This window comes from Phytopseudomonas straminea (assembly GCF_900112645.1).
In the GTDB taxonomy this organism is placed as follows: Bacteria; Pseudomonadota; Gammaproteobacteria; order Pseudomonadales; family Pseudomonadaceae; genus Aquipseudomonas; species Aquipseudomonas straminea.
The window spans coordinates 93,945-116,251 of the sequence record NZ_FOMO01000001.1 but is presented as its reverse complement, the minus strand read 5'-3'; the positions used below and the strand labels follow the sequence as shown (position 1 = coordinate 116,251).

General features: G+C 62.0%; 20 protein-coding genes. 6 read left to right on the top strand and 14 right to left on the bottom strand.

Annotation, left to right across the window (positions count from 1 at the left end):
• Positions 1–23 precede the first annotated feature (23 nt).
• The 6 genes from BM279_RS00490 to BM279_RS00465 form a co-directional block, all read right to left on the bottom strand.
• Positions 24–3,803, bottom strand: a complete 3,780-nt coding sequence (locus BM279_RS00490) for a pilus assembly protein (protein WP_244154099.1) — start codon at positions 3,801–3,803, stop codon at positions 24–26.
• Between the two features lie 8 nt (positions 3,804–3,811).
• The gene (locus BM279_RS00485; protein WP_093499950.1) at positions 3,812–4,423 is read right to left on the bottom strand and encodes a pilus assembly PilX family protein; all 612 of its coding nucleotides are present in this window, start codon (positions 4,421–4,423) and stop codon (positions 3,812–3,814) included.
• The gene (locus BM279_RS00480) at positions 4,420–5,268 is read right to left on the bottom strand and encodes a PilW family protein (RefSeq protein WP_093499948.1); all 849 of its coding nucleotides are present in this window, start codon (positions 5,266–5,268) and stop codon (positions 4,420–4,422) included. Before BM279_RS00480 ends, BM279_RS00485 begins: the two co-directional genes overlap by 4 nt.
• Complete coding sequence (gene pilV, locus BM279_RS00475) at positions 5,265–5,846, bottom strand: type IV pilus modification protein PilV (protein WP_244154110.1); 582 nt, start codon at positions 5,844–5,846, stop codon at positions 5,265–5,267. The genes BM279_RS00480 and pilV overlap by 4 nt, the downstream gene beginning before the upstream one ends.
• Positions 5,846–6,352: a GspH/FimT family pseudopilin gene (locus BM279_RS00470; protein WP_093499946.1), complete on the bottom strand. Its 507-nt coding sequence runs from the start codon at positions 6,350–6,352 to the stop codon at positions 5,846–5,848. The genes pilV and BM279_RS00470 overlap by 1 nt, the downstream gene beginning before the upstream one ends.
• Positions 6,353–6,454: 102 nt before the next feature.
• The gene (locus BM279_RS00465; RefSeq protein ID WP_093501174.1) at positions 6,455–6,946 is read right to left on the bottom strand and encodes a GspH/FimT family pseudopilin; all 492 of its coding nucleotides are present in this window, start codon (positions 6,944–6,946) and stop codon (positions 6,455–6,457) included.
• A gap of 110 nt (positions 6,947–7,056) precedes the next feature.
• On the opposite strand from BM279_RS00465, the gene thiO reads away from it, so the two are divergent.
• The gene (gene thiO / locus BM279_RS00460) at positions 7,057–8,151 is read left to right on the top strand and encodes a glycine oxidase ThiO (protein ID WP_093499944.1); all 1,095 of its coding nucleotides are present in this window, start codon (positions 7,057–7,059) and stop codon (positions 8,149–8,151) included.
• 108 nt (positions 8,152–8,259) lie between these two features.
• Here the strand turns inward: thiO and BM279_RS00455 are convergent, their stop codons facing one another.
• The 4 genes from BM279_RS00455 to BM279_RS00440 all read right to left on the bottom strand — a co-directional run bounded on the left by BM279_RS00455 (position 8,260) and on the right by BM279_RS00440 (position 12,569).
• Positions 8,260–9,597, bottom strand: a complete 1,338-nt coding sequence (locus BM279_RS00455; protein WP_093499942.1) for a sigma-54-dependent transcriptional regulator — start codon at positions 9,595–9,597, stop codon at positions 8,260–8,262.
• An 8-nt stretch (positions 9,598–9,605) separates the two neighbouring features.
• The gene (locus BM279_RS00450; protein ID WP_093499940.1) at positions 9,606–11,198 is read right to left on the bottom strand and encodes a sensor histidine kinase; all 1,593 of its coding nucleotides are present in this window, start codon (positions 11,196–11,198) and stop codon (positions 9,606–9,608) included.
• Positions 11,188–11,433, bottom strand: coding sequence for a PP0621 family protein (locus tag BM279_RS00445; protein ID WP_093499938.1), 246 nt, complete (start codon positions 11,431–11,433; stop codon positions 11,188–11,190). Before BM279_RS00445 ends, BM279_RS00450 begins: the two co-directional genes overlap by 11 nt.
• Before the next feature lie 146 nt (positions 11,434–11,579).
• On the bottom strand, positions 11,580–12,569 hold the full coding sequence (locus tag BM279_RS00440) for an outer membrane protein assembly factor BamD (RefSeq protein WP_093499936.1): 990 nt from the start codon (positions 12,567–12,569) through the stop codon (positions 11,580–11,582).
• 147 nt (positions 12,570–12,716) lie between these two features.
• Here BM279_RS00440 and rluD point away from each other — a divergent pair, with 147 nt between their 5' ends.
• From rluD to clpB, 3 genes are all read left to right on the top strand, one after another.
• Positions 12,717–13,691 carry a 23S rRNA pseudouridine(1911/1915/1917) synthase RluD gene (gene rluD / locus BM279_RS00435; RefSeq protein ID WP_013792894.1) on the top strand — a complete coding sequence of 325 codons (975 nt, stop codon included), beginning with the start codon at positions 12,717–12,719 and terminating at the stop codon, positions 13,689–13,691.
• Positions 13,688–14,428: a peptidoglycan editing factor PgeF gene (pgeF, locus tag BM279_RS00430; RefSeq protein WP_093499934.1), complete on the top strand. Its 741-nt coding sequence runs from the start codon at positions 13,688–13,690 to the stop codon at positions 14,426–14,428. The genes rluD and pgeF overlap by 4 nt, the downstream gene beginning before the upstream one ends.
• Before the next feature lie 337 nt (positions 14,429–14,765).
• On the top strand, positions 14,766–17,330 hold the full coding sequence (gene clpB, locus BM279_RS00425) for an ATP-dependent chaperone ClpB (protein ID WP_093499933.1): 2,565 nt from the start codon (positions 14,766–14,768) through the stop codon (positions 17,328–17,330).
• 169 nt (positions 17,331–17,499) lie between these two features.
• Here clpB and BM279_RS00420 read toward each other — a convergent pair whose 3' ends face one another.
• From BM279_RS00420 to BM279_RS00405, 4 genes are read right to left on the bottom strand one after another with little or no spacing between them, the layout of a single operon-like run.
• Positions 17,500–18,129: an ABC-type transport auxiliary lipoprotein family protein gene (locus BM279_RS00420; RefSeq protein ID WP_093499931.1), complete on the bottom strand. Its 630-nt coding sequence runs from the start codon at positions 18,127–18,129 to the stop codon at positions 17,500–17,502.
• Complete coding sequence (locus BM279_RS00415) at positions 18,126–19,043, bottom strand: MlaD family protein (protein ID WP_093499929.1); 918 nt, start codon at positions 19,041–19,043, stop codon at positions 18,126–18,128. The genes BM279_RS00420 and BM279_RS00415 overlap by 4 nt, the downstream gene beginning before the upstream one ends.
• On the bottom strand, positions 19,044–19,823 hold the full coding sequence (locus tag BM279_RS00410) for an ABC transporter ATP-binding protein (protein ID WP_093499927.1): 780 nt from the start codon (positions 19,821–19,823) through the stop codon (positions 19,044–19,046).
• Complete coding sequence (locus tag BM279_RS00405; protein ID WP_093499925.1) at positions 19,820–20,950, bottom strand: ABC transporter permease; 1,131 nt, start codon at positions 20,948–20,950, stop codon at positions 19,820–19,822. The genes BM279_RS00410 and BM279_RS00405 overlap by 4 nt, the downstream gene beginning before the upstream one ends.
• 228 nt (positions 20,951–21,178) lie before the next feature.
• Here BM279_RS00405 and BM279_RS00400 point away from each other — a divergent pair, with 228 nt between their 5' ends.
• Both BM279_RS00400 and BM279_RS00395 read left to right on the top strand, forming a co-directional pair.
• Positions 21,179–21,781, top strand: a complete 603-nt coding sequence (locus BM279_RS00400; RefSeq protein WP_093499924.1) for a nitroreductase family protein — start codon at positions 21,179–21,181, stop codon at positions 21,779–21,781.
• A gap of 106 nt (positions 21,782–21,887) precedes the next feature.
• Positions 21,888–22,307, top strand: a complete 420-nt coding sequence (locus tag BM279_RS00395) for an HPF/RaiA family ribosome-associated protein (protein WP_093499922.1) — start codon at positions 21,888–21,890, stop codon at positions 22,305–22,307.

The window sequence follows — 22,307 nt, the reverse complement described above, 5'->3', positions numbered from 1 at the left end:
TCCGCCCGCGTAATTCATGGTCGTTATTCCTGTTCGGTTTCATCTACGCGGCGCCAGCTCTGGCGGCCGATACTCGCGGGGTCTGGATGAATTTCCACGCAAATCTGCCCCGTACATAGCTCGAATTTGGGAGGCCCGCCAGATCCATCGTTATTTGATCCGGTAGTCAGGCCACCTTCGCCGGGCTGCGAAATACCTGATGCCCCAACGTTATCAGCTGTTATGTAATCAAAGGCGTTGTGGGCGGTTTTGCCACCGGTGAACGGGTTTATGGCATAGGTCCAGTTGCTCGCGCCGTCGCCACATGGGTCGCTGTTGGGTACCAGCGACTGGAAGAACAACGTATTGCCCAGTTGCAGCATTCGTTCTACAACCATTTCACCGTCACTTTTCAACAGATTCAGATACCAGCCGTTCTGCGCCGTTTCATTGGCATTAGTTCCCGCCTGCCAGCGAACGCGATTATCGCTGATCGTGCGAACCGCGCGTGACGTGGTTCCATCCGTACCGGTCAGCCCAGTCGTCAGGGTCTGTTGCTGCAGGGTACTGCGGGTTACCGTCGCGTTGGTCCCGGCTTCCGCAGTGGTCTGTTTGTCCCAGATGCCATAAACGGTTTGCGCCATGCTCTTGTCGCCTTCCTTGTCACCGGTATCGTAGAAACGCCCGGTACCGAACACGACCAGATGGCCTGTGCCAGTCGGGTGGCGAAGCAGGCTGGGTGCAGAGGTGATGGCCTGACGCTGATCGGCCGGTGTGCTGTCGCTGGCAGTGGCGGTGAACAGCGGGCGACCACTGTAACCGACCCTGAATTCAGAGGCCGCTACGTTATTGGTGACTCTAAACGGCGCAGTTTCATCACGGCTCGCAACACTGCGCAGCAGATCGAAGCGCCATAGGTTGCCTTGCAGGTCACCAGCGTAAGCGTAGTCGGCTACGCCGTCGCCATTGATGTCGGCAAGCCGCGGTGTGGACAGGCCATTGGCTACGCCATCGGTGCCTTGGACTTCCAGGCTGCGCACCAGCGTGCCGCGCATGGCATCGAGGATGAACAGCGCGGCTTTGCCGTTGCTGTTGCCGGCTGCCTCATAGCCATTACCGAATACCACTGCCCATTTGCCCGTATGCAGGCGTGCGATGGTGGGCTCAGAGAAGCTGTAACCCATCTTCACCCGCTCCGCGGCGGTAATGCTGTTTTCATCGAATTGCCACAGCAGTTTTTCACTACCCGGTGTAGTGACATCCAGGGCGAAGATGGATTTACCGCCTGCCTTGAGGGTGCCCACCAGGATGGTTCGCCACTGGCCTGTCTCGCCGTCGTAGATGTCGCCCACTACTGGGGAGCCGTCTACATAGAACTCGTGGCCATAGTTATTGCCGGTCAGCTTGTTAAGCTTGGGGAAAACCGCGGACGGTATGAAAGCGAACCGCTCCGCACCATTGGCCGTGTCGAAGCCATGCAGCATGCCGTCGTTGCCACCAATGTAGATGCGCCCAGGGCGCGAGGCGATGGATGTGACGAAATCGCTGTAGGCGGTATTGCCCTCCAGGCGGTTGGCGACGCTGGGGATATAGCGAGCACGGGAGACCACGGCAGGCGAGGATGAGTAGAAGTCGCCGAGCAGGCTGCTGCGCGTACGGAAAGTGCTACCTTCGCCAGCACGACTGCCGCGGAGGTAGTCGATGCGGCTAGCGGCCCGCGAATCCGTGCTTCCGGTTTCCGGATTTCTATTCAGATAAGTGGTCAGCGTAGTGTTCGCATAGCTCACCGAAGCGGCGTTAGTTGCATTGAACGCCTGCATATTGCTTGCCGCACTGCCACCGGCCATCAGAATGTTGCGCTGATCCCAGGCGGGCACCTGCCGGCTTGCGCTCCAGCGCTCGGTGGTTACATAAGCCTGCGCTGTATTGCTCCAGGTCTTGTCAAGGCGCTTCAGATCGCCTGACCAGTTGTCATCACTGGAATAGGAACTCTGATAGGACACGCTCGTGACAGTATCGTCTGCCACCTGCCCAGAGTTGATCGCTGGGCGTGCGGCCGTGGATGTGCGGTCCGCGATACGCGAAAGGATGTCACTGAAGGCTTGAACCATGGCGTCCGGGCTGTCGACGCTGAAGAATTCGCCGCGCGAGTTGATCGCGGTGTGCCAGAGGTCATAAACATTGTTGGCGTTGTTGTCTGAAGCGGCCGGCCAGTTGATGCTGTTCTGGAGGTTGGCAAAGCCATTACCATCGCTGGCGCTTGCAAACGTGCTGCCTTGCCATTGGATGCCGGTTGCAGTGAGGCTGCGAGTCAGGCCGAGGCCCATGGTGAAGTTCACCATATGCTGCCAGTTTGCGGGGTCGTTACGTGGGTTCCAGTAATCCTGAGTACTATTGCCGCTCTTGAAAGGCGTGTAGGGCGTCAGCTTGTTGTCCAGAGTCGGGCGCAGATCGGTTGCCCAGTAGTGCATCGCAAGGTCGGCCAGGGTGTTACTGGTGGTGTCGGCGTAGGGGCGCAGATTACCCGGGTAGTCAGTACCGTCCGGTAATTTGAAGTTACGGTTGTCGTGTCGGAAATCGCTGCCCGGTGAGCCGTTGTTACCGTTCCAGATCCCGTCGGTCATCAATACGTGGTAGCTCGGCCGGCACGCATAAGTATTCGCCGTTGTGTTGCCCGTACCATTGGGGGTCTTGTGCCATGCCGTGTCGGTCTTGAGGAATTCGCCTGCCCGGCCAAGTGCTTCACGCAGGGGCGTGCCACTAAAAAACGGCGTGGAGTCGAGCCAGGAGAAAAAACGCCCCCGTTGTGCCGGCTGGAACTCGCGAAAGCGGTTGTCACCACCGCAGCCGCTACTGGTGCCATTGAGGGTGGTACAAGCATTCAGGCTCTGCCAGGTAAAGCGAATGCTAGGCGACAGTTCGGAAAAGGCCAGGCGTGCGGAAGACATAGTGGCCAATGCACGGTTGCGATAGAACGAATACCAGATCGCGAAATTCTGACGCTCGTCGGTGCCGCCCACGCCGGAAGTATTGGTGACGTAGGTAAGCTCATAGCAGGCATCGTTGGCCTGGCGTGCCGCCACCGTACTGCCTGTACAACCGGAGAGGTTGGTGTTGAACCTGTAGTAATAAGCTGGGACAAAGGTCTGCGCGAGGCTCACCGTATAAGTAGTGCCACTGCGGCTACAGCTGACGGCCGTATTGTCGTAGGTCGCGCTACATCCTGTGCCGCCACTGCTTCTTTGTACTCTGACGGTAAGCCCAGCGATGCTTATATTGGTTGCATTGCTGCCGCTGAGGCTAAGGGTGGTTACTACACGGAAGTCGGAGAGGGGATTGTCAGCAAACTGACGGTTGTTGTATTCCGCATCTGTCCCCGTAAAACTGGTCGACTGGTTTACCAGCGGGTTATACCACCAGCTGGCAGCATACCGGCTTGAAAGGTCAACCGTGCCGGCCTGACGAAAGCCGTTGTAGTACGCATTGGTAAAACTGGTTGTATAAGCGCCGGACTCAACGCCATTGGCATCGAAACGCTTGGGTATCTTGTAGGTGACCGCTGGGTCGTAATACATCGAGTTGTAGCTTGATGACCGTGTCTTGCGGGTATCCCGGTCGCCATCGATAGACTCCGGCGTAAAGGCTTCCCGCATACTGCCGGAATCATCCAGAGTAAAGATAAGGTTCGGCGGCACGCCAACCGTCAAACTCAGCGGGCTTTGCGACACAGCGGCATAGCTGTTGGCGCCATGCAGCAGCGTGATGCCGAACAATGCATAAGCGAGCGTCTTGGCGTGAGGGAGCAGTTTGTAAGTGTTCATCATGCCGGCTCTCAATTGTTCAGGCCCAGATAGGTGTTGGCGTGCGAAGACTGCAGGTAGACAGATGAAGCGGTGCCACTGTCGATTGCCTCAGCATTATTCAGATAAAAGTAGGTGCATTGGCCTTCAAGCACACCGCCGTATTCGACGCAATTGAACGTCAGCATGGTGCTGTTGAAGCGCGCGCTCTGGTTATCTTTCAACCCAATCGTGCTGGTGTCGCCAGCGTCGGTGCCCCGGTACGTGAGCCATGCCACATTCGCGGTTTGGCTGCGCGGATCATTGATGTAGTTCACCAGGGTCGCGTTGTTGGTGAAACCAATCAGACAGGGCTTATTGAGGCCGCTTGCCTTGATCTTGTTGTCGTTTGTGCAGTTGGCATTATTGGGTTCGAGCTTTTCCAGCAGATTGCCAGCGTTGTAATAGCGAAACTCGGACTCGCGCAGTGCGGCATCGGCGGCGTTTTGCAGTTGCGTATCGTGGGCACGGTTGGCGGTAATGCGGCTTTCCAGTGTGGTGCTGCGCATGCTGCCCACGGCCAGCAGGGTCAGTACGAGCAGCATGATCAGTGCAACGAAGAGCACGGCACCGGTTTGTTGCTTGCGGCAGTCAAGGGATGTCATGGCATCAGATTCCTGATGGTACGGGTGGTGCTGACGACCTGGTAAACGCGGCGACTATCGCCGTCTTGAACGCGCTTCTTGACCGCAGCTGGGGACAGGTTCAGCCAGTTGTTCAATAGCACTGGCACATCGTCGCTGTCGCGCTGACCAGGGCGACTGGCCAGCAGCAGCGAGTAACGAACGCTGCGAATTGGTTTGTCGCTGACTGTCCAGGCGCTTTGAGCCATGTACTGCGTGGCTTGTGCAGTGGCTGTGTCGGCTGTTACACCAAAGTCCAGGCGCATATCGGCAATGCCGGTCACCTGCTCGGTAAATTGGGGAGTCTTGGCGTTGAGGCTTTTGCACAGCAGGCGGCCCCGTTCCAGATTGGTACCGGTGCCGGGTTCGAATTTGAAGGCGGCTACCATCAGCTCGTTTGCTGGCACCACGCCAGGAGTGGCCTTGTCGTAGATCAGCTCGCTCGCCTCACCCTGGCAGTCCAGTTCCTTGCTGGCCTGCGGTTGGTAACGCACACAAAAACCTGTGGTGTTGGCCGTTGCAATTCCGGTGATCGTGGCACCTTCCTTGAACTCTAGGCAGTCGGTATCGGCTGGGCGTCGCGGGAACGCAGTCTCCAGAAATATGGAAGGGTCGCGCCGGTAGCCTGCCTTGCTCAGGTACTGTTCAAACAGCAAGCTGGCAAAGCGGCCGCTGTCCAGATTACCGCTCTGGCTTTGCTGAAAGAGGTAGTGGCGCTGGTTGTCGATGTAAACCTGAGTGATGCCAAGGATCAGAAAACCACTGATCGCCAAGGCGATCATCAGCTCGACAAGGGATAGGCCGGCCTGGCGTCGAATGGCAGTCATGGTTGCACTCGCAGGGTATAGGTACACACGGGGCTGTCGTTGGTGGTGTCGCCTGCGTCAAGGCAGCTGCCTTCGCGTACCTGCCAGGCCATGCGGATCTCCAGCACCGAACCCTTGCCGTCGCAGTTGCCCACCGTGCTGCTGCGGCACACATGGGTGTCACTGTTGAACACCTCGGCGCCGCCGGGCAGCAAGTTCTTTGCCCTGGCAATCCAACAGTCGCGTTGCTCCTTCGCGCTGGCCGGCTGTTTGCTGGCGGTGGCTACGCAGTCAGCAGTATTGGAGAACGTGCCGCCCTTGGTCTTGAAGAAAATCGACTGAGTCTTGATACCGCTGTTTATCGGCGATTTTGGGGCAGAGTTCTGAAAAAGCTCAGAGGGGTTGGCGCGAATGATTTCGACCAGCTCATTGGCCAGATCAACCGCCACATTGCGCTGCACGGAGTCCTGTACGTACTGCACGCTGCGGCCTTGCAGAGCCACCATACCCAGCACGCCCACGGTGGTGAGCACCAGCGCGACCAATACCTCAATGAGGCTGAAGCCTTTCTGTGTTGTATTCATCGAAATTTCTGGCATCACTTGCAGGCCTTCATATCGCTTTCCGGTCCGTTCTTGCCTCGTGGCCAGCTCTGGATGCTGCCGCTGGCCTTAGCTTCGGTGGTGAACCCACTGCTGGCATCGTCACCCAGGCAGGTGATCCAGGTGGTCTCGGTGCCCGTGCCGTTGTAGCGAAACAAGGCTTCTTTGGCTGATGCCGTCAGCGACAGCATGTCGGGAACTTCAAGCACGCGAATCGGGTCACCTTCCGAGCAGTCCCGTTGCACGGTCAGGGCTTTTTCGCCACGGCATACCCGGATGAAGGTGCGTTGCTCAACGGCTGCAGCGCGCGCGTACTGCAGCAGGGCAACGAGGTCGTTGTTGAACGACTGAGTGCGGCTTTTATTAATGAACTGGTTGAAGCTCGGCACGGCGATGGCCGCGAAGATACCGAGCAGCGTGACCACGATCATCAATTCGATCAGGGTGAAGCCCGATTGCGTTCGCGCCCTTGGCGAGGGCTGAATCAGCGTTTGAACTGGCATGGTGAACCGATCTGCTGGCGGGGAGGCGAGTGAATAGTGATCGCTTCATAAATGTCTGTCTTGTCGTGGGAGATAACCGGCCTGTGTTGCACGATGACCGGTTTAGCAGCAGCCCGAGTTGTGACTCTCTTCTACTTTCAGGCGCCCCTGGCGGTTCAACGTCAGGACGTGATGCGGGCCGTCGGTATTGCAGATCGTCAGCTTGCCGTTGCTGGTTCCGCTTGTGCCATTTGGGTGAAAGCGGATACCGGTACCACCAAACGCGGTCCTGCATATGCTGCTGGAGGGCGCCGCTTGCTGGCGCAATACGGATGGAGTTTTGCCTACAGTGGTGATCAGCCAGTAGCTGCCCCAATCCCCATCGCATTTCTCCCCATCGCTGGAGCCGCATAGTTGGTGCGGCCGCCCGCTGTTGATTGCACTGACGCGGGTCTGCTGGACATGCGACGTCAGCAAGTCGCGCGATATCAGCACACGTTTGTTTTCCTGAAAACGACCGAAAGAAGGCAGGGCGAGCGCGAGGAGGGTGCCCATCAGTGCGAGGGCAATCAGCAATTCGACGAGGGTAAAACCCTGGTGTTGATCTCGATTCATGGTTCACATCCCTATGCGCGTATGATTGGCGGCCTTCCTGGCCTGCCTTTTCTGTTTAGACCCTGAGGTGTCGCTGTCAAGGCTTGCCGTTTTCGTGACTGGGGTGAGTTGTGCGTGCGGATGTGATTGTGGTGGGGGGCGGGGTTATCGGGTTGTTGTCGGCCTATCAACTGGCGATGGCAGGCAAGCGCGTCACCTTGCTGGATCGTGGTTCTGTTGGTTCGGAGGCATCCTGGGCAGGGGGCGGGATCGTGTCGCCGCTGTATCCATGGCGATACAGCCAGGCGGTGACGGCGCTGGCGCATTGGTCTCAGGATTACTACCCAGGCTTGGGCGAGCGGTTGCTGGCGGACACCGGTATCGACCCCGAAGTGCATGTCACCGGTCTGTACTGGCTGGATCTGGACGATCAGGCCGATGCGTTGGCCTGGGCGCAGCGTGAGGGGCGGCCGTTGCATGAGGTGCCGGTCGAGTCGGCCTATGGGCAGGTTTCCGCTCTGGGCGCCGGATTCCAGCGCGCCATTTATATGTCCGGCGTCGCCAATGTGCGTAACCCGCGGCTGGTCAAGGCATTGCGCGCCGCCCTGCAACGTTTGCCGAATGTAACGCTGCGTGAGCACAGCCCGGTTGTGCAGTTCGTGCGCGAAGGCACCCGTATCGCAGGGGTGCAAATTGCCGCTGGCGAGTTGTTGGCCGAGCAAGTTGTTGTCGCTGCCGGCGCGTGGAGCGGCGAGCTATTGCAGAGTCTGGAAATGAGCCTGCCCGTCGAACCGGTCAAAGGGCAGATGATTCTGTTCAAGTGTGCGCAGGATTTTCTGCCCAGCATGGTGCTGGCCGGTGGGCGTTATGCGATTCCGCGGCGTGACGGTCACATTCTGGTGGGCAGTACGCTGGAGCATGCCGGCTTCGATAAAACGCCGACCAATGACGCACTGGTCAGTCTGCGGGCGTCTGCCGAAACGTTGCTGCCGGCATTGCGCGACGCCGAGGTGGTAGGACATTGGGCTGGATTGCGGCCCGGCTCGCCCGAGGGCATTCCCTTTATCGGTGAGGTGCCGGAGCATCAGGGCTTGTGGCTGAATTGCGGGCATTACCGCAATGGACTGGTGCTGGCGCCGGCATCCTGCCGGTTGCTGGCGGATCTGATGCTGAGGCGTGAGCCGATCATCGATCCGGCGCCTTACTCGCCGGCAGGGCGTTTTTAGGTAGGCGACCTGCTTTGGGGCGGGGCCGCTGAACCTGGGTATCGCTTCGCTCAACCTCAGGCTACGAGGGCTGTGTGCTCAGGGGGTGGGCAACCGCAGGCTACGGTCTCAGTCGATGCCCAGTTTCTTGAGGCGATAGCGCATCGAGCGAAAGCTCAGGCCCAGGCGCTGGGCGGCGGCGGTGCGGTTCCAGCGGGTTTCCTCCAGCGCCTGCATGATCAGTTTGCGTTCGACGTCTTCCAGGTAATCCTCGATGTTGTCGATCTGCGCCAGGCTGGCGTCGCCGTTCTCGCCAGCCGGTGCGGCGTCTGCGAGGCGGAGGTCGTTGGCGCAGATCACGTCGCCTTCGCACAGCGTGTAGGCGCGCTCCAGCATGTTCTCGAGCTCGCGCACGTTGCCGGGGAAGCGGTAACTCTTGAGCTTTTCCAGCGCCGGGCCGTCGAGCTTGACCGGCGGCAGGCCGATGCCTTCGTTGAGGCGCTTGAGCATCACGTCGGCCAATAGCGGAATGTCTTCACGGCGCTCGCGCAGCGGCGGTACGCGCAGTTCGATGACGTTGAGGCGGTAGTAGAGATCCTGGCGGAAGCGACCGGCCGCCACTTCGGCGGCGAGGTCCTTGTGGGTGGCGCACAGGATGCGGGTGTCGACCACCACTTCCTGCTGGCCGCCGACGGCGCGGACGGCCTTTTCCTGAATGGCGCGCAGCAGTTTGACCTGCATGGTCAGCGGCAGATCGGCCACTTCGTCGAGAAACAGGCTGCCGCCGTTGGCGGCCTGGAACAGGCCCTGTTTGTCTTCGACGGCGCCGGTGAAGCTGCCCTTCTTGTGGCCGAAGAATTCGCTTTCCATCAGCTCCGAGGGAATCGCGCCGCAGTTGACCGGCACGAAGGCGCGCTCGCGACGCGGGCCCTGTTCGTGGATCAGCCGCGCGACCAGCTCCTTGCCGCTGCCCGACTCGCCACTGATGTACACCGGCGCCTGGCTGCGGGCGAGCTTCTGAATTTGTGCACGCAGGGCGCGCATCGGTGGCGATTCACCCAGTAGTCGGCTGGCTCCTGGGGCTTCTTCATCTTCAGGGCTGCGCAGGCGCAGCGCCGTATCGACCAGCTCGCGCAGGCGGCCGAGGTCGACCGGTTTGGTCAGAAAATCGAAGGCGCCGGCCTTGAGCGCGTTGATCGCGGTATCCATGCTGCCGAACGCGGTGATCATTGCCACCGGCGTTTGCGGGTAGCGCTGCTGGATGTGCTGCACGACGTCGAGCCCGGTGCCGTCGGGCATGCGCATGTCGGTCAGGCACAGGTCGAACGGCTCTTTGGCCAGCCACTCACGCGCTTCCTTGACGTTGCGGGCGCTGCGGGTGTCGAGTTTCATGCGCCCGAGGGTGATCTCCAGCAGTTCGCGGATATCGGGTTCGTCGTCGACGATCAGGGCTCTCTGGCGATTCATCAGGTCGTTCAGCTCAGTTTTCGCGGATGCGCGAAGGTGATACGGAAGCAGGCGCCGCCGCCTTCGCGTGGTTGATAGTGAAGATGAGCCTGGTTGCTTTCGCAAAGCTCGCGGGAAATATACAGGCCCAAGCCGGTGCCTTTGTTTTCCGTGGTGTAGAAAGGCTCGAAGATGTGATGCAGTTGGTCTGCCGGCACGCCTTCGCCGTCGTCAAGCACTTCGAGCACCGGCAGATCGTTGCGCGGATCGCGGAACAGCTTCAGCCACACCTGGCCTTGCGGATTGATCTTGGCGCTGTGGCGCAGGCCGTTTTGCACCAGGTTGGTGATGACCTGGTTGAGCTGGTTGGGATCCATGCGCGTTTGGATGCTGCTGCCTTCGATGGCCAGGTGCAGCACCTTGGAGGCCGGCGCTGTGCTGCGAAATTCAGCAGCGAAGCGGTGCAGCCAATATTTGAGATCCAGCAGTTGCGGCTCGGCCTGGCGGCGGCGCGAGAGCTGCAGTACGTTCTCGATGATGAGGTTCATGCGCCGCGAGTGATCCTGAATGATCTGCGCCAGGCGCAGATCCGGCCCCTGCAGGTCTTCGGATTCCTGCAGCAGCTGCGCCGCATGGCTGATGGCGCCTAGCGGGTTGCGAATCTCGTGGGCGATGCCGGCGGTAAGGCGCCCAAGGGCGACCAGCTTGAGCTGCTGCGCCTGCTGGGCGATCTGGGAGATGTCGTCGAGCAGGATCAGGATGTGCCGCTGGCCGCCACGCTGCAGTGGGATGAAGCTGGGCTGCAAGGTCGGGCCGTCGCTGAGCGTCTGCAGGCTGGCAGGGCGCAGGCTGCTATTTTCCTGCCATTGCTGCAGGCGTTTGACCAGTTCAGTGCAGTGCGGGTCGAGAATCTTACCCGCCAGGTTCTGCTGATCCAGCAGGGCGAGGGCTGCCTGGTTGGCCAGCAGCACGCGGCGCTGCTCGTCCACTACCAGAATGCCGGTGCGCATGCGCTGCAGAATCAGGTTATTGAGAGTTTCCAGATCCGCCACATCGGCGGCGCGCTGTTCGGCGAGGCTCTCGCTGGCCTGCAGGCGGCGGGTCACACCTTGCACGAACAGCGCGGCGGCGAAGCTCAGGGCGCCTAGAGCGCCGACCTGCACGTACTGGGCGCTGGCCTGCGCGTGATGCAGGCTCAGGTAGAAGGTCAGGTAGATCATGCCGATCGACGCAGCGGCGGCGATCAGCACGCCGAAGCGTCCGCGCAGCAGGATATTGGCGATCGCGACCGAGACGATCAACAGGTTGCCGATGCCGCTTGGCGTGCCACCGCCGGCGTAGAACAGCGCCGAGAGCATGATCACGTCGCCCAGCGCCACGGCGAATACCGGCAGCAGGCGGTTGGGCGTGTGTAGCGTCAGCGCGATCAGGATGTTGAGAATCAAATAGACCCAGCTGGCACCGCGAAACAGCGGCACGTGGGCCAGCTCCAGCAGTTCGGAGTCCAGGTTCGCGGAAACCAGCAGCACCAGCACCACGCCGATGATCAGGCGATAGAGGTGATACAGCCGGAAGATACGGTGGCCCTGGGAGCCGCGTACCGCTAGCGCGCTATTGGGCACCGGGCTTGGGGCCTTGTTCCAGGTGGGCCTGGCTGCAGTACCAGCGCTGCGCCAGCTGTAGGGCGTGCTGCTGCGGTGTGTGCACGCCGCAATGGGCACAGCGCACCATCGGCGTCGGGCTGTCTGCGGTTGGGGTTGCCTTCTGGCGCTGGCGCGGGGCACTGACATAGCGCCGCCATACCCAGATGACGGCAAAAATGATAGCAATCCAGAACAGCAGGCGGAACAGGCCCATGGCGCTCTCTTCGTGTCGAGGGATGGGGCAGTGTAGCTAACGACGACTTGCCCGCACAGTTACCCGGCACGCGTTTTTGCCAGGCCAGAAAGCACGATGCCAGTCGATTGACTGGCATCGTGATCAGGCTGGCGTGAAGACAGAGTTCAGTCGAACAGGCCGAATGTCATGTAGCTGAACCAGGAGCGTTTGCGGCCTTGCGCCTCGCCCTGCTCGCCGGATTTCAGCTCTGCCGGCATCTGGTCGACTGCTTCCTGGTACTGGCGCTGCACGTCCTGGCTGGCCTGGGTCTGGCTTGGAGGTGGTGGCGCGTCGCTTTCGATCAGGCCGAGGGTAGCCTTGGCCAGCCAGGAGCGTTCGTCGGCGGCCTCTTCCTGTGGCACGAACTCGCCGTTTTCCAGGCTCGGATGATCGGGGTAGTTGAGCTTGAGGGTTTCCAGGCTGGTAGCGGCCAGGTCGTCCAGGGTCAGGCGCTGGTAGGACTCGACCATTACGGCCAAGCCGTCGCCGACTGACGGGGTCTCCTGGAAGTTTTCCACCACGTAGCGGCCACGGTTGGCCGCAGCCACGTAAGCGTGGCGGCGCAGGTAGTAGTGGGCGACGTGAATTTCGTAAGCGGCCAGGAGATTGCGCAGGTAGATCATGCGCTGCTTGGCATCCGGTGCGTAGCGGCTGTTTGGATAACGGCTGGTGAGCTGGGCGAACTCGTTGTAGGAGTCGCGGGCCGCGCCCGGATCACGCTTGGTCATGTCCAGCGGCAGGAAGCGGGCGACGATGCCGCGGTCCTGGTCGAACGAGGCCAGGCCTTTGAGGTAGTAGGCATAGTCGACGTTCGGGTGCTGCGGGTGCAGACGGATGAAGCGCTCGGCGGCGGAGCGCGCGGCTTCCGGCTCGGCGTTCTTGTAGTTGGCGTAGATCAGCTCAAGCTGCGACTGCTCGGCGTAACGGCCGAAGGGGTAGCGCGATTCCAGGGCCTTGAGCTTGGTGACGGCGCTGGTGTAGCTGCCATTATCCAGGTCTTGCTGAGCCTGCTGGTAGAGTTCTGCCTCGCTCAGGTTTTCGTCCAGGACTTCCTTGGAGGAACAGGCGGCGGTAAGTGCGAGGATGGCGATCAGCAGCAGGTGTTTCACTGGCATGGCGGCTTGCGTCCCTGGGACGGCGGCTGTCTTGGGCAGGGCCGTCCTGTTATGATGAGTGCCCCCGGTACCCCTGGGGCAAAGACGCCGTATTTAACCACAAGCGTGTAGCCGAAACCAAAGGCTATGCCCCCGCCGTTGCCGAGCATGTCATCTATCAATAAGCAGGCCATTGAATTAACCGCCGAGGTCCCCGCCGATCTGGGCGGCCAGCGCCTCGATCAAGTCGCCGCCCAGCTGTTCGCCGAGCATTCGCGCTCGCGCCTTTCCGGCTGGATCAAGGAGGGCAACCTGACCGTCGACGGCCAGGTGCTGCGCCCGCGCGATATAGTCCACGGTGGCGCCGTTCTGGCGCTGTCGGCCGAGCAGGAAGCCCAGGGTGAGTGGATCGCCCAGGACATCGAGCTCAACATCGTCTACGAGGACGAGCAGATCCTGGTGATCGACAAGCCCGCCGGCCTGGTCGTGCACCCGGCGGCCGGGCATGCCGATGGCACCCTGCTCAATGCGCTGCTGCACCACGTGCCGGACATCGTCAACGTGCCGCGCGCGGGCATCGTGCACCGCCTGGACAAGGACACCACCGGCCTGATGGTGGTCGCCAAGACCATCGAGGCGCAGACCCGCCTGGTCGATCAGTTGCAGAAGCGCACCGTGAGCCGTATCTATGAATGTATCGTCATCGGTGTGATCACTTCGGGCGGCAAGATCAACGCGCCCATCGGCCGCAGCTCGTCCCAGCGCCAGCGTATGGCGGTGACCGATGGCGGCAAGCCCGCAGTCAGCCACTACCGTGTGCTGGAGCGCTTCCGTTCGCACACCCACGCCCGCGTCAAACTGGAAACCGGCCGCACGCACCAGATTCGCGTGCACATGAGCCATATCGGTTTCCCGCTGGTGGGCGACCCGGTGTATGCCGGCCGCTTCCGTATTCCGCCGGCCGCCAGCCAGACCATGGTGCAGAACCTCAAGGAGTTTCCGCGCCAGGCCCTGCACGCGCGTTTCCTCGAGCTGGATCACCCGATTACCGGTGAGCGCATGAAGTGGCAGTCGCCGCTGCCCGATGACTTCGTCTGGTTGCTGAGTCTCCTGCGTCAGGATCGCGAGGCGTTCATCGGATGAGTGACAAGGCCCACGACTGGCTGACGCCCAACTGGCCAGCGCCCGACTGGGTGCGTGCCTGCGTGACCACCCGCGCCGGAGGCGTGAGCCAGGCGCCCTACGACAGCTTCAACCTGGCCGGCCATGTCGAGGATGACCCGGCAGCGGTGGCCAAGAATCGCCAGCGTTTGCTCAGCCAGCTCGGCTGTCGGCCGGCCTGGCTGCAGCAGGTGCATGGTATTGCCGTTGCCCATGCCGACCCGGAAACGGTGGTCGAAGCCGACGCCAGCTGGACGGCGACACCCGGCATTGCCGCCACGGTGATGACCGCCGACTGCCTGCCGGTGTTGTTCTGCGACCGCGCCGGCAGTCTTGTGGCTGCAGCCCACGCCGGCTGGCGCGGCCTGGCCAATGGCGTGCTGGAAGCCACGCAGGATGCGCTGGCTATCGAGGCGGACGACACGCTCGTCTGGCTGGGACCGGCCATCGGCCCCCAGGCCTTCGAGGTTGGCGCCGAGGTGCGTGAGGCCTTCGTCAGTCAGCATGCTCAGGCCGCGGGCGCTTTCATGCCGAGCCAGAATGCCGGGCGCTTTATGGCCGATATCTATCAGCTGGCGCGCATCCGCCTGGCGGCGCGTGGTGTCAACGCCGTATATGGCGGCGGTTTCTGCACCGTCAGTGATTCGCGCTTCTACTCCTACCGACGCGCGGCCCAGACCGGGCGCTTCGCGTCGCTGATCTGGCTGGCGGATCGCTAGACACTCAGCAATTGCGTAGGAGCGGCTTTAGCCGCGAGCTTGTTATCAGGACAATTAAAGAGCTCGAGGCTAAAGCCGCTCCTACAAGACCGTGGCCGGAACAAGGTACTGAAGTCGGGCCGAAAGACCGTGAGTAGGTCCTAAGTGATCGTCAGCACGGGCGCCGCTGTCGAACGGCGCGTCATCAGGGGTGGCACTTTCGACGCCGCCCCTGATCCACCGCAAAACCTCTCCGCTTGAAACCCGCACAATCGGCCTCATCTATGCTCCATCTCGGCAGGTTTTATTGTCAGGCGCATGCACCGCGCCGGCCTGCCTTTACAGGAAGGAAGACGCCATGCGAATCGACCGTTTAACCAGCAAGTTGCAGCTTGCCCTTTCCGACGCCCAGTCCCTGGCCGTCGGCCACGACCATTCCGCCATCGAGCCGCTGCACCTGATGCAGGCGCTGCTCGACCAGCAAGGCGGCTCCATTCGCCCGCTGCTGATGCAGGTGGGCTTCGATGTGAACGGCCTGCGCCAGGCCTTGAGCAAAGAGCTCGACCAACTGGCCAAAATCCAGAACCCTACCGGTGACGTCAGCCTGTCTCAGGATCTGGCGCGCCTGCTCAACCAGGCCGATCGCCTGTCACAGCAAAAGGGCGACCAGTTCATCTCCAGCGAACTGGTGCTGCTCGCCGCGATGGATGAGAACACTAAGTTGGGCAAGCTGCTGCTCGCCCAGGGTGTGAGCCGCAAGGCGCTGGAGAACGCGGTGAACAACCTGCGTGGCGGCGATGCGGTCAACGACCCGAACATCGAGGAGTCGCGCCAGGCGCTCGACAAGTACACCGTCGACCTGACCAAGCGCGCCGAAGAGGGCAAGCTCGACCCGGTGATCGGCCGTGACGACGAGATCCGCCGCACCATTCAGGTTCTGCAACGGCGTACCAAGAACAACCCGGTGCTGATCGGTGAGCCCGGCGTCGGCAAGACCGCCATCGCCGAAGGCCTGGCCCAGCGCATCGTCAACGGCGAAGTGCCGGACGGCCTCAAGGACAAGCGCCTGCTGTCTCTGGATATGGGCGCGCTGATCGCCGGTGCCAAGTTCCGCGGCGAGTTCGAGGAGCGCCTCAAGGCGGTGCTCAACGAACTGTCCAAGCAGGAAGGCCGGGTGATCCTGTTCATCGACGAGCTGCATACCATGGTTGGCGCCGGCAAGGCCGAGGGCGCCATGGATGCGGGCAACATGCTCAAGCCGTCCCTGGCCCGTGGCGAGCTGCACTGCGTGGGTGCCACCACGCTGAATGAATACCGCCAGTTCATCGAGAAGGACGCCGCCCTGGAGCGGCGCTTCCAGAAGGTGCTGGTCGACGAGCCGAGCGAGGAAGACACCATCGCTATCCTGCGCGGCCTGAAAGAGCGCTACGAGGTGCACCACAAGGTGGCCATCACCGACGGTGCGATCATCGCCGCGGCCAAACTCAGCCACCGTTACATCACCGACCGCCAGCTGCCGGACAAGGCCATCGACCTGATCGACGAAGCCGCCAGCCGTATTCGCATGGAGATCGACTCCAAGCCCGAGGTGCTCGATCGCCTGGATCGCCGGCTGATCCAGCTCAAGGTCGAAGCCCAGGCGTTGAAGAAGGAAGAGGATGAGGCGGCCAAGAAGCGCTTCGTCAAACTCCAGGAAGACATCGCCAAGCTGGAGAAGGAATACGCCGATCTGGAAGACATCTGGAAATCGGAAAAAGCCGAAGTCCAGGGCTCGGCACAGATCCAGCAGCGTATCGAGCAGGCCAAGACCGAGCTCGAAGCGGCGCGCCGCAAGGGCGATCTCAACCGCATGGCCGAGCTGCAGTACGGGGTGATTCCCGATCTGGAGCGCAGCCTGCAGATGGTCGATCAGCACGGCACCACGGAAAACCAGTTGCTGCGCAGCAAGGTCACCGAAGAAGAAATCGCCGAAGTGGTTTCCAAGTGGACCGGTATCCCGGTCTCGAAGATGCTCGAAGGCGAGCGCGACAAGCTGCTGAAGATGGAAGGCCTGCTGCACCAGCGGGTGATCGGTCAGGACGAAGCCGTGGTGGCGGTGGCCAATGCCGTGCGTCGCTCGCGTGCCGGCCTGGCTGACCCGAACCGACCCAGCGGCTCGTTCCTGTTTCTCGGCCCGACCGGTGTGGGCAAGACCGAGCTGTGCAAGGCGTTGGCCGAGTTCCTGTTCGACACCGAAGACGCGCTGGTGCGTATCGATATGTCCGAGTTCATGGAGAAACACTCCGTGGCGCGGCTGATCGGCGCGCCGCCCGGCTATGTCGGCTACGAGGAGGGCGGTTACCTGACCGAGGCGGTGCGCCGCAAACCTTACTCGGTGGTGCTGATGGACGAGGTTGAAAAAGCTCACCCGGATGTGTTCAACGTGCTGCTGCAGGTGCTCGAGGATGGCCGCCTGACCGACAGCCATGGCCGCACTGTGGACTTCAAGAACACGGTGATCGTGATGACCTCCAACCTGGGCTCGGCGCAGATCCAGGAGCTGGTTGGCGACCGCGAGGCGCAGCGTGCGGCGGTGATGGATGCAGTGGGCAACCACTTCCGCCCCGAGTTCGTGAACCGCATCGACGAGGTGGTGGTGTTCGAGCCCCTGGCCCGTGAACAGATCGCCGGCATCGCGCGCATTCAGCTTTCGCGTTTGCTGCAGCGCCTGGCCGAACGCGACCTGAGCCTGGAGCTCTCCGACGAGGCGATGGACAAGCTGATCGCCGTTGGCTATGACCCGGTGTACGGTGCGCGGCCATTGAAACGCGCCATCCAGCGCTGGATCGAAAACCCGCTGGCGCAGCTGATCCTGTCTGGCCAGTTCAGCCCGGGCAGCACGGTGACGGGCAAGGTCGAGAACGACGAGATCGTCTTCGTCTAAAGCCTGATAATGCAGCACAAAGAACGGCTGGTGTGAGTGATCACATCGGCCGTTTTTTATTATGCAGCGATAGCTGTCATCGACCTGTGGGAGCGCGCCATGCGCGCGAAAATCACGGGCATGGCCCGTTCCCACAGGAGCCAGCTCTAATGCTCGCTACTAACAGTTTTCAGGGCTTGCTGTTATCCGGCGCATTGTGTCGGCCTTCTTGCACTACCCAATCGATCAGCTGGCGCGACAACTGGTCATTGGCAGCGCCGAATGTCTTAACCACCGATTCCACCGCCGTGTCCCCAGCGATCTGTCGTACTTCGAAACGCCGGCTGGCGAGTATGCGCTGGTTGCCGGCCTGCACCAGGCGAGCATCGAGCAGGATATGCACCTCCGGCCGGCCATTGCGGTATTCGCTCTGGAAGGCGCGCAGATCGCTGCTCAGCTCCAGGTCGGCCTGCAGGCGGCTGTCGTCGCTGCTAACGGCGCCGACGCGGCCGTCATCGAGGAGGGCGCCGATCAGCCGATCACGGAACAGCGCTGGCGCGCGGTCGCTCCAGCGGGCGCCCTGGTAGGCGCTGATGCGGTCGCCTTGCGGCAGTACGGCGATGCGCGGGCTGTCCAGCAACTGGCTGCTCTGCGGGCGGTTGACCCGCAGCGACCAGCTTTCCCGCTGCTCCCCGGCTGCACGCACCGGCAGGTTGCTCGGCAGCAGATACACCTCGAGCGGCTCGCCCTTGGGCAGAACCGAACAGGCACTGAGCAGGCCGGTCAGCAATAGAGCGCCGGCAGTGACGAATACCTTCATGGCTGAAACTCCTTGATGCTGTCGCTGCGCAGCAGATAACCGGCCGGGTCTTCTTCCAGGCGCCGCGAGAACGAGCGCAACGAGCCCAGGGTGTCGCGCAGTTCGTTGATCGCCGGGCCGAGTTCGCCGATGCCCTGCATACCACCATCAAGGGCGGCGCGGTTGTCCTGCAGCAGCTGTTCGATATTGCTGCTGCTGCGCTCCAGCGAGGCTGCCAGGCGCTCGGCGCTTTCCATTGTGTTCTGCGCCGGGCCGCTGAACAGCTTGTTGGCGTTGTTCATCAGGGCGCTGGCCTCACGGCCGGCGGCAGACATTTGCGCGAGCGCTTCGCGCAGTTCCTCGCGTTGTTCGGAAACGCTGGCGGTGATCTGTTCCAGGTTGCGCAGGGTCTTGGCGATGTTCTCGGTGTTCTCGCGGGAGAACATGGCATTGGCGCGATCGAGCAGGCGCGTCACGCTGACCATCAGGTCTTCGCCATTGGCCATCAGCCGCGACAGCGGCGAGCGGTCGGCGATGATCACCGGTGTGCGGCCGTTGCTGGCTTTTAGCGCCGGGCTCTCGGGGGAGCCGCCGTGTAACTGGATCACCGCGCCGCCGGTGATATTGGTGATGGTGAGGCGCGCGCGGGTATCTTCCTTGATTGGCGTGGCGCTGGTGATGCGGATATTGGCGTGCACCTTGCGCGGGTCCTGCGGGTCCAGGGTCAGGCTGGTGACGTCACCGACGCGGATGCCGCTGTATTGTACGGCGCTGCCCTGGGAAAGGCCGTTGACCGCTTCGGTGAAGATCACCTCATAGTGGTTGAATTGCTTGTCGGCGCTGGATTTGCCCAGCCAAAGGGCAAATATCAGGATGGCGCTGACGACCGCCACCGTGAACATGCCGATCAAGACGTGATGGGCGCGTGGTTCCATTCAGCTAATCCTCGCTGCAGCCTGTTCGGCCGCGCGTCCGCGCGGGCCATGGAAATAGTCGTGTATCCAGGGATCGTCGGTGGCGGCGACCACGTCAAGCGTGTCGGCCGCCAGCACCCGCTTCTGCGACAGCACGGCGACGCGGTCGCACAGGGTGTAGAGCGTATCCAGGTCGTGGGTGACCAGAAAGACGCTGAGCCCCAAGGCGTCGCGCAGAGTGCGGATCAACTGGTCGAAGGCCGCTGCGCCTATCGGGTCGAGTCCGGCGGTCGGCTCGTCGAGAAACAGGATGTCCGGCTCCAGCGCCAGGGCGCGGGCCAGGGCGGCGCGCTTGACCATGCCGCCGGACAGCTCGGTCGGGTACTTGTCGCCGGCGTGGCCGGGCAGGCCGACCAGCGCCACCTTGGATCTGGCGAGGCGCTCGGCCTCGGCGCGATTTAGCCCAGCATGCTCGATCAGCGGCAGCGCGATGTTCTCCAGCACGGTGAGCGAGGAGAATAGTGCGCCGCGCTGGTAGAGCACGCCGAAGCGCCGTTCCAGCGCTGAGCGGCGCCCGGCGGGCAGCGTCAGCAGATCCTCACCGAACACCCGCACGGTGCCGGCGTTGGGCTCGCGCAGGCCGACGATGGTGCGCAGCAGCACCGACTTGCCGGTGCCCGAGCCGCCCACCACGCCGAGCACTTCGCCGCGATACAGGTCCAGATCCAGGTGCTGATGCACCACCTGCGGGCCGAACTGATTGGTCAGGTCGCGGACCTGGATGATCGCTTCGCCACTCACCAGCCCATCTCCATCAAAAACAGCGCGGCTACGGCATCAACCACGATGACCACGAAGATCGACTGCACCACGCTGGAGGTGGTGCGTTCGCCCACCGACTGCGCGCTGCCGGTGACCTTGAAGCCTTCCAGGCAGCCGATCACCGCGATCAGAAAGGCGAAGATCGGCGCTTTGCCCATGCCGACCAGAAAGTGATTGAGCGGGATGTTCTCCTGCAGCAGGTGCAGGAACATCGACGGTGAAATATCCAGGGTGATCAGGCACACCATGGCACCGCCGAGCATGCCGCAGACCATGGCGATAAAGGTCAGCAGCGGCAGGGCGATCAGCATGGCGAAAACCCGCGGTAGCACCAGCAACTCCATGGGGTTGAGGCCCAGGGTGCGGATCGCGTCGATCTCCTCGTTGGCCTTCATCGAGCCGATCTGCGCGGTGAAGGCGCTGGCGGTCCGGCCGGCCATGAGGATGGCGGTCAGCAGCACGCCGAACTCGCGCAGGAAAGAGAAGGCCACCAGGTTGACCGTGTAGATGGTCGCGCCGAAGTCGCGCAGAATGGTAGCGCCCAGAAAGGCCACCACGGCGCCGACCAGAAAGGTCAGCAGGGCAATGATCGGCACCGCGTTGAGGCCGATCTGTTCGAGGTGCGAAGCCAGGGATGTCAGGCGCCAGCGCCGCGGGTTGAGCAGAATCAGCAACATGGTGCTGAGCGTCAGGCCGACGAAACCCAATAGGCCTACGGCCTTGTGCCAGACGCCTTCGACCACCTCACCGATATGCCCGAAGAACTCACGCCAGCTGGAGCGGGGCGGGTGCTCGGCCCCCTGCTGGTCGTGCTGCATGGCGGTGGCGACGGTGTGCAGCAGGGCGCGGCGTTCCTCGCTGAGCGCGCCGTCGGGCAGCAGGGCGATCAGCCGCTTGGCACCGATGAGTTCGACCAGCAGGCTGGCGCCGGCGGTGTCCAGGGCATTTAGGTCGCTGAGGTCGGTGCGGCTGTGCTCGCCCAGTATCGACCGCGCTTTGTCGACCTGCGCCAGCAGCGTGGCGTAGTGGGCGAGCGTCCAGTCTCCACCTACCTTCAGCGCTTCGGCGTCGGCAGCGGGCAGGCTGATGTAGGGCGAGTGGGTCATGGTCGACAGCTTAGCGCTCGGTGCTTGCGTTGGAACAGCCGGCAATAGGCCGCAGCGGCGGCGTACCGGTATCAGGGCGGGCCCTGTTGGCTCTGGTCAATCGACTCGCAGGGCGCGGCAGGGGTTCGGATAAATCGTTACAGGCGATGAATTGCATCGGAATGCTCCAGTAGCGCTGGCGCCTCGGCTTGCCTAGCATGCTGTGTTTTTCATCCTGTGGAGTTTGCCATGCATATCGATGAAGCCATTCGCAGCCGCCGCGCCGTCAAAGGCTACGACGCCGGTTTTACCCTGAGCGCTGAAGAGAAGAACGAGTTGCTGCAACTGGCGCTGCTCGCACCAACGGCCTTCAACCTGCAGCACGTGCGCCTGGTGGAAGTCAGCGACCCAGCTCTGCGTCAACAGATTCGTGCGGTAGGTTGGGATCAGGCACAGATGACCGATGCTTCGATGCTGGTGGTGATCTGTGCCCAGCTCGACAGCTGGGAAAAGAATGCGAGCCGCGTGTGGGAAGGCGCACCTGCCGAGGTGCAGCAGTTCATGGCCGGCGCCATCGACAACTATTACCGCGGCAAGCCACAGGTGCAGCGCGACGAAACCATGCGCAGCTGTGGCCTGGTAGCGCAGACCCTGATGCTCGCCGCCCGCGGCAAAGGCTTGGATTCCTGCCCCATGGACGGCTTTGATTTCGACGCCGTAGCCAAGCTGATCAACCTGCCGGACAACCACGTGATTGGCCTGATGGTTGCCGTTGGCAAGAAGGCTGTCGAGGCCAAGCCGCGCATCGGTAAGCTACCGTTCGATGAAGCCGTGATCCGCGACCGCTTCTGATCATAACCGCCGCTGTCGTATTCACCGGCAGCGGCGGCAATCAGCAGGAACCTAGTCCCACCCGCCTGCCTCCAACCTCGTAGACCCGTCAGAAGCGAGGAAGACCATGCAAGTTCATGTGAACAGCAACCATATCGAAGGCAGCGCACGTCTACACGAATGGGTGAGCGCATCCGTGGCGGATCGACTGGACCGGTACGATGAATTCCTGTCGCGGGTGGAAGTGCATATCAGCGACGAGAACGGCGGCAAGAGTGGCGCCGATGATAAACGCTGCCAGATCGAAGCGCGCCCCAAGGGGCACCAGCCGCTGTCCGTGACCCACAAGGCCGAGTCCCTGGAGCAGGCCATCGACGGTGCTGCCGAGAAGATGCGCCATGCTCTCGAACATCTGGTGGGCAAGCTTGAGACCAAGCCGGTCGGCACTGGTCATCTGCAACAGCAGCTCGAAGGCGAGGCGGAAAACGCCGATGCGCTGCTGCAGGAGGAGTTCCTGGAGCGCCAGGAGGCCCTCGGCAAAGAGTGA

What these genes read in the sequence shown, in the direction of transcription:
- BM279_RS00490 (WP_244154099.1), bottom strand. Translation starts at nt 3,803, where the DNA reads ATGATGAACACTTACAAACTGCTCCCTCACGCCAAGACGCTCGCTTAT.
- BM279_RS00485 (WP_093499950.1), bottom strand. Translation starts at nt 4,423, where the DNA reads ATGACATCCCTTGACTGCCGCAAGCAACAAACCGGTGCCGTGCTCTTC.
- BM279_RS00480 (WP_093499948.1), bottom strand. Translation starts at nt 5,268, where the DNA reads ATGACTGCCATTCGACGCCAGGCCGGCCTATCCCTTGTCGAGCTGATG.
- pilV (WP_244154110.1), bottom strand. Translation starts at nt 5,846, where the DNA reads ATGCCAGAAATTTCGATGAATACAACACAGAAAGGCTTCAGCCTCATT.
- BM279_RS00470 (WP_093499946.1), bottom strand. Translation starts at nt 6,352, where the DNA reads ATGCCAGTTCAAACGCTGATTCAGCCCTCGCCAAGGGCGCGAACGCAA.
- BM279_RS00465 (WP_093501174.1), bottom strand. Translation starts at nt 6,946, where the DNA reads ATGAATCGAGATCAACACCAGGGTTTTACCCTCGTCGAATTGCTGATT.
- BM279_RS00455 (WP_093499942.1), bottom strand. Translation starts at nt 9,597, where the DNA reads ATGAATCGCCAGAGAGCCCTGATCGTCGACGACGAACCCGATATCCGC.
- BM279_RS00445 (WP_093499938.1), bottom strand. Translation starts at nt 11,433, where the DNA reads ATGGGCCTGTTCCGCCTGCTGTTCTGGATTGCTATCATTTTTGCCGTC.
- BM279_RS00440 (WP_093499936.1), bottom strand. Translation starts at nt 12,569, where the DNA reads ATGCCAGTGAAACACCTGCTGCTGATCGCCATCCTCGCACTTACCGCC.
- rluD (WP_013792894.1), top strand. Translation starts at nt 12,717, where the DNA reads ATGTCATCTATCAATAAGCAGGCCATTGAATTAACCGCCGAGGTCCCC.
- pgeF (WP_093499934.1), top strand. Translation starts at nt 13,688, where the DNA reads ATGAGTGACAAGGCCCACGACTGGCTGACGCCCAACTGGCCAGCGCCC.
- clpB (WP_093499933.1), top strand. Translation starts at nt 14,766, where the DNA reads ATGCGAATCGACCGTTTAACCAGCAAGTTGCAGCTTGCCCTTTCCGAC.
- BM279_RS00420 (WP_093499931.1), bottom strand. Translation starts at nt 18,129, where the DNA reads ATGAAGGTATTCGTCACTGCCGGCGCTCTATTGCTGACCGGCCTGCTC.
- BM279_RS00415 (WP_093499929.1), bottom strand. Translation starts at nt 19,043, where the DNA reads ATGGAACCACGCGCCCATCACGTCTTGATCGGCATGTTCACGGTGGCG.
- BM279_RS00405 (WP_093499925.1), bottom strand. Translation starts at nt 20,950, where the DNA reads ATGACCCACTCGCCCTACATCAGCCTGCCCGCTGCCGACGCCGAAGCG.
- BM279_RS00400 (WP_093499924.1), top strand. Translation starts at nt 21,179, where the DNA reads ATGCATATCGATGAAGCCATTCGCAGCCGCCGCGCCGTCAAAGGCTAC.
- BM279_RS00395 (WP_093499922.1), top strand. Translation starts at nt 21,888, where the DNA reads ATGCAAGTTCATGTGAACAGCAACCATATCGAAGGCAGCGCACGTCTA.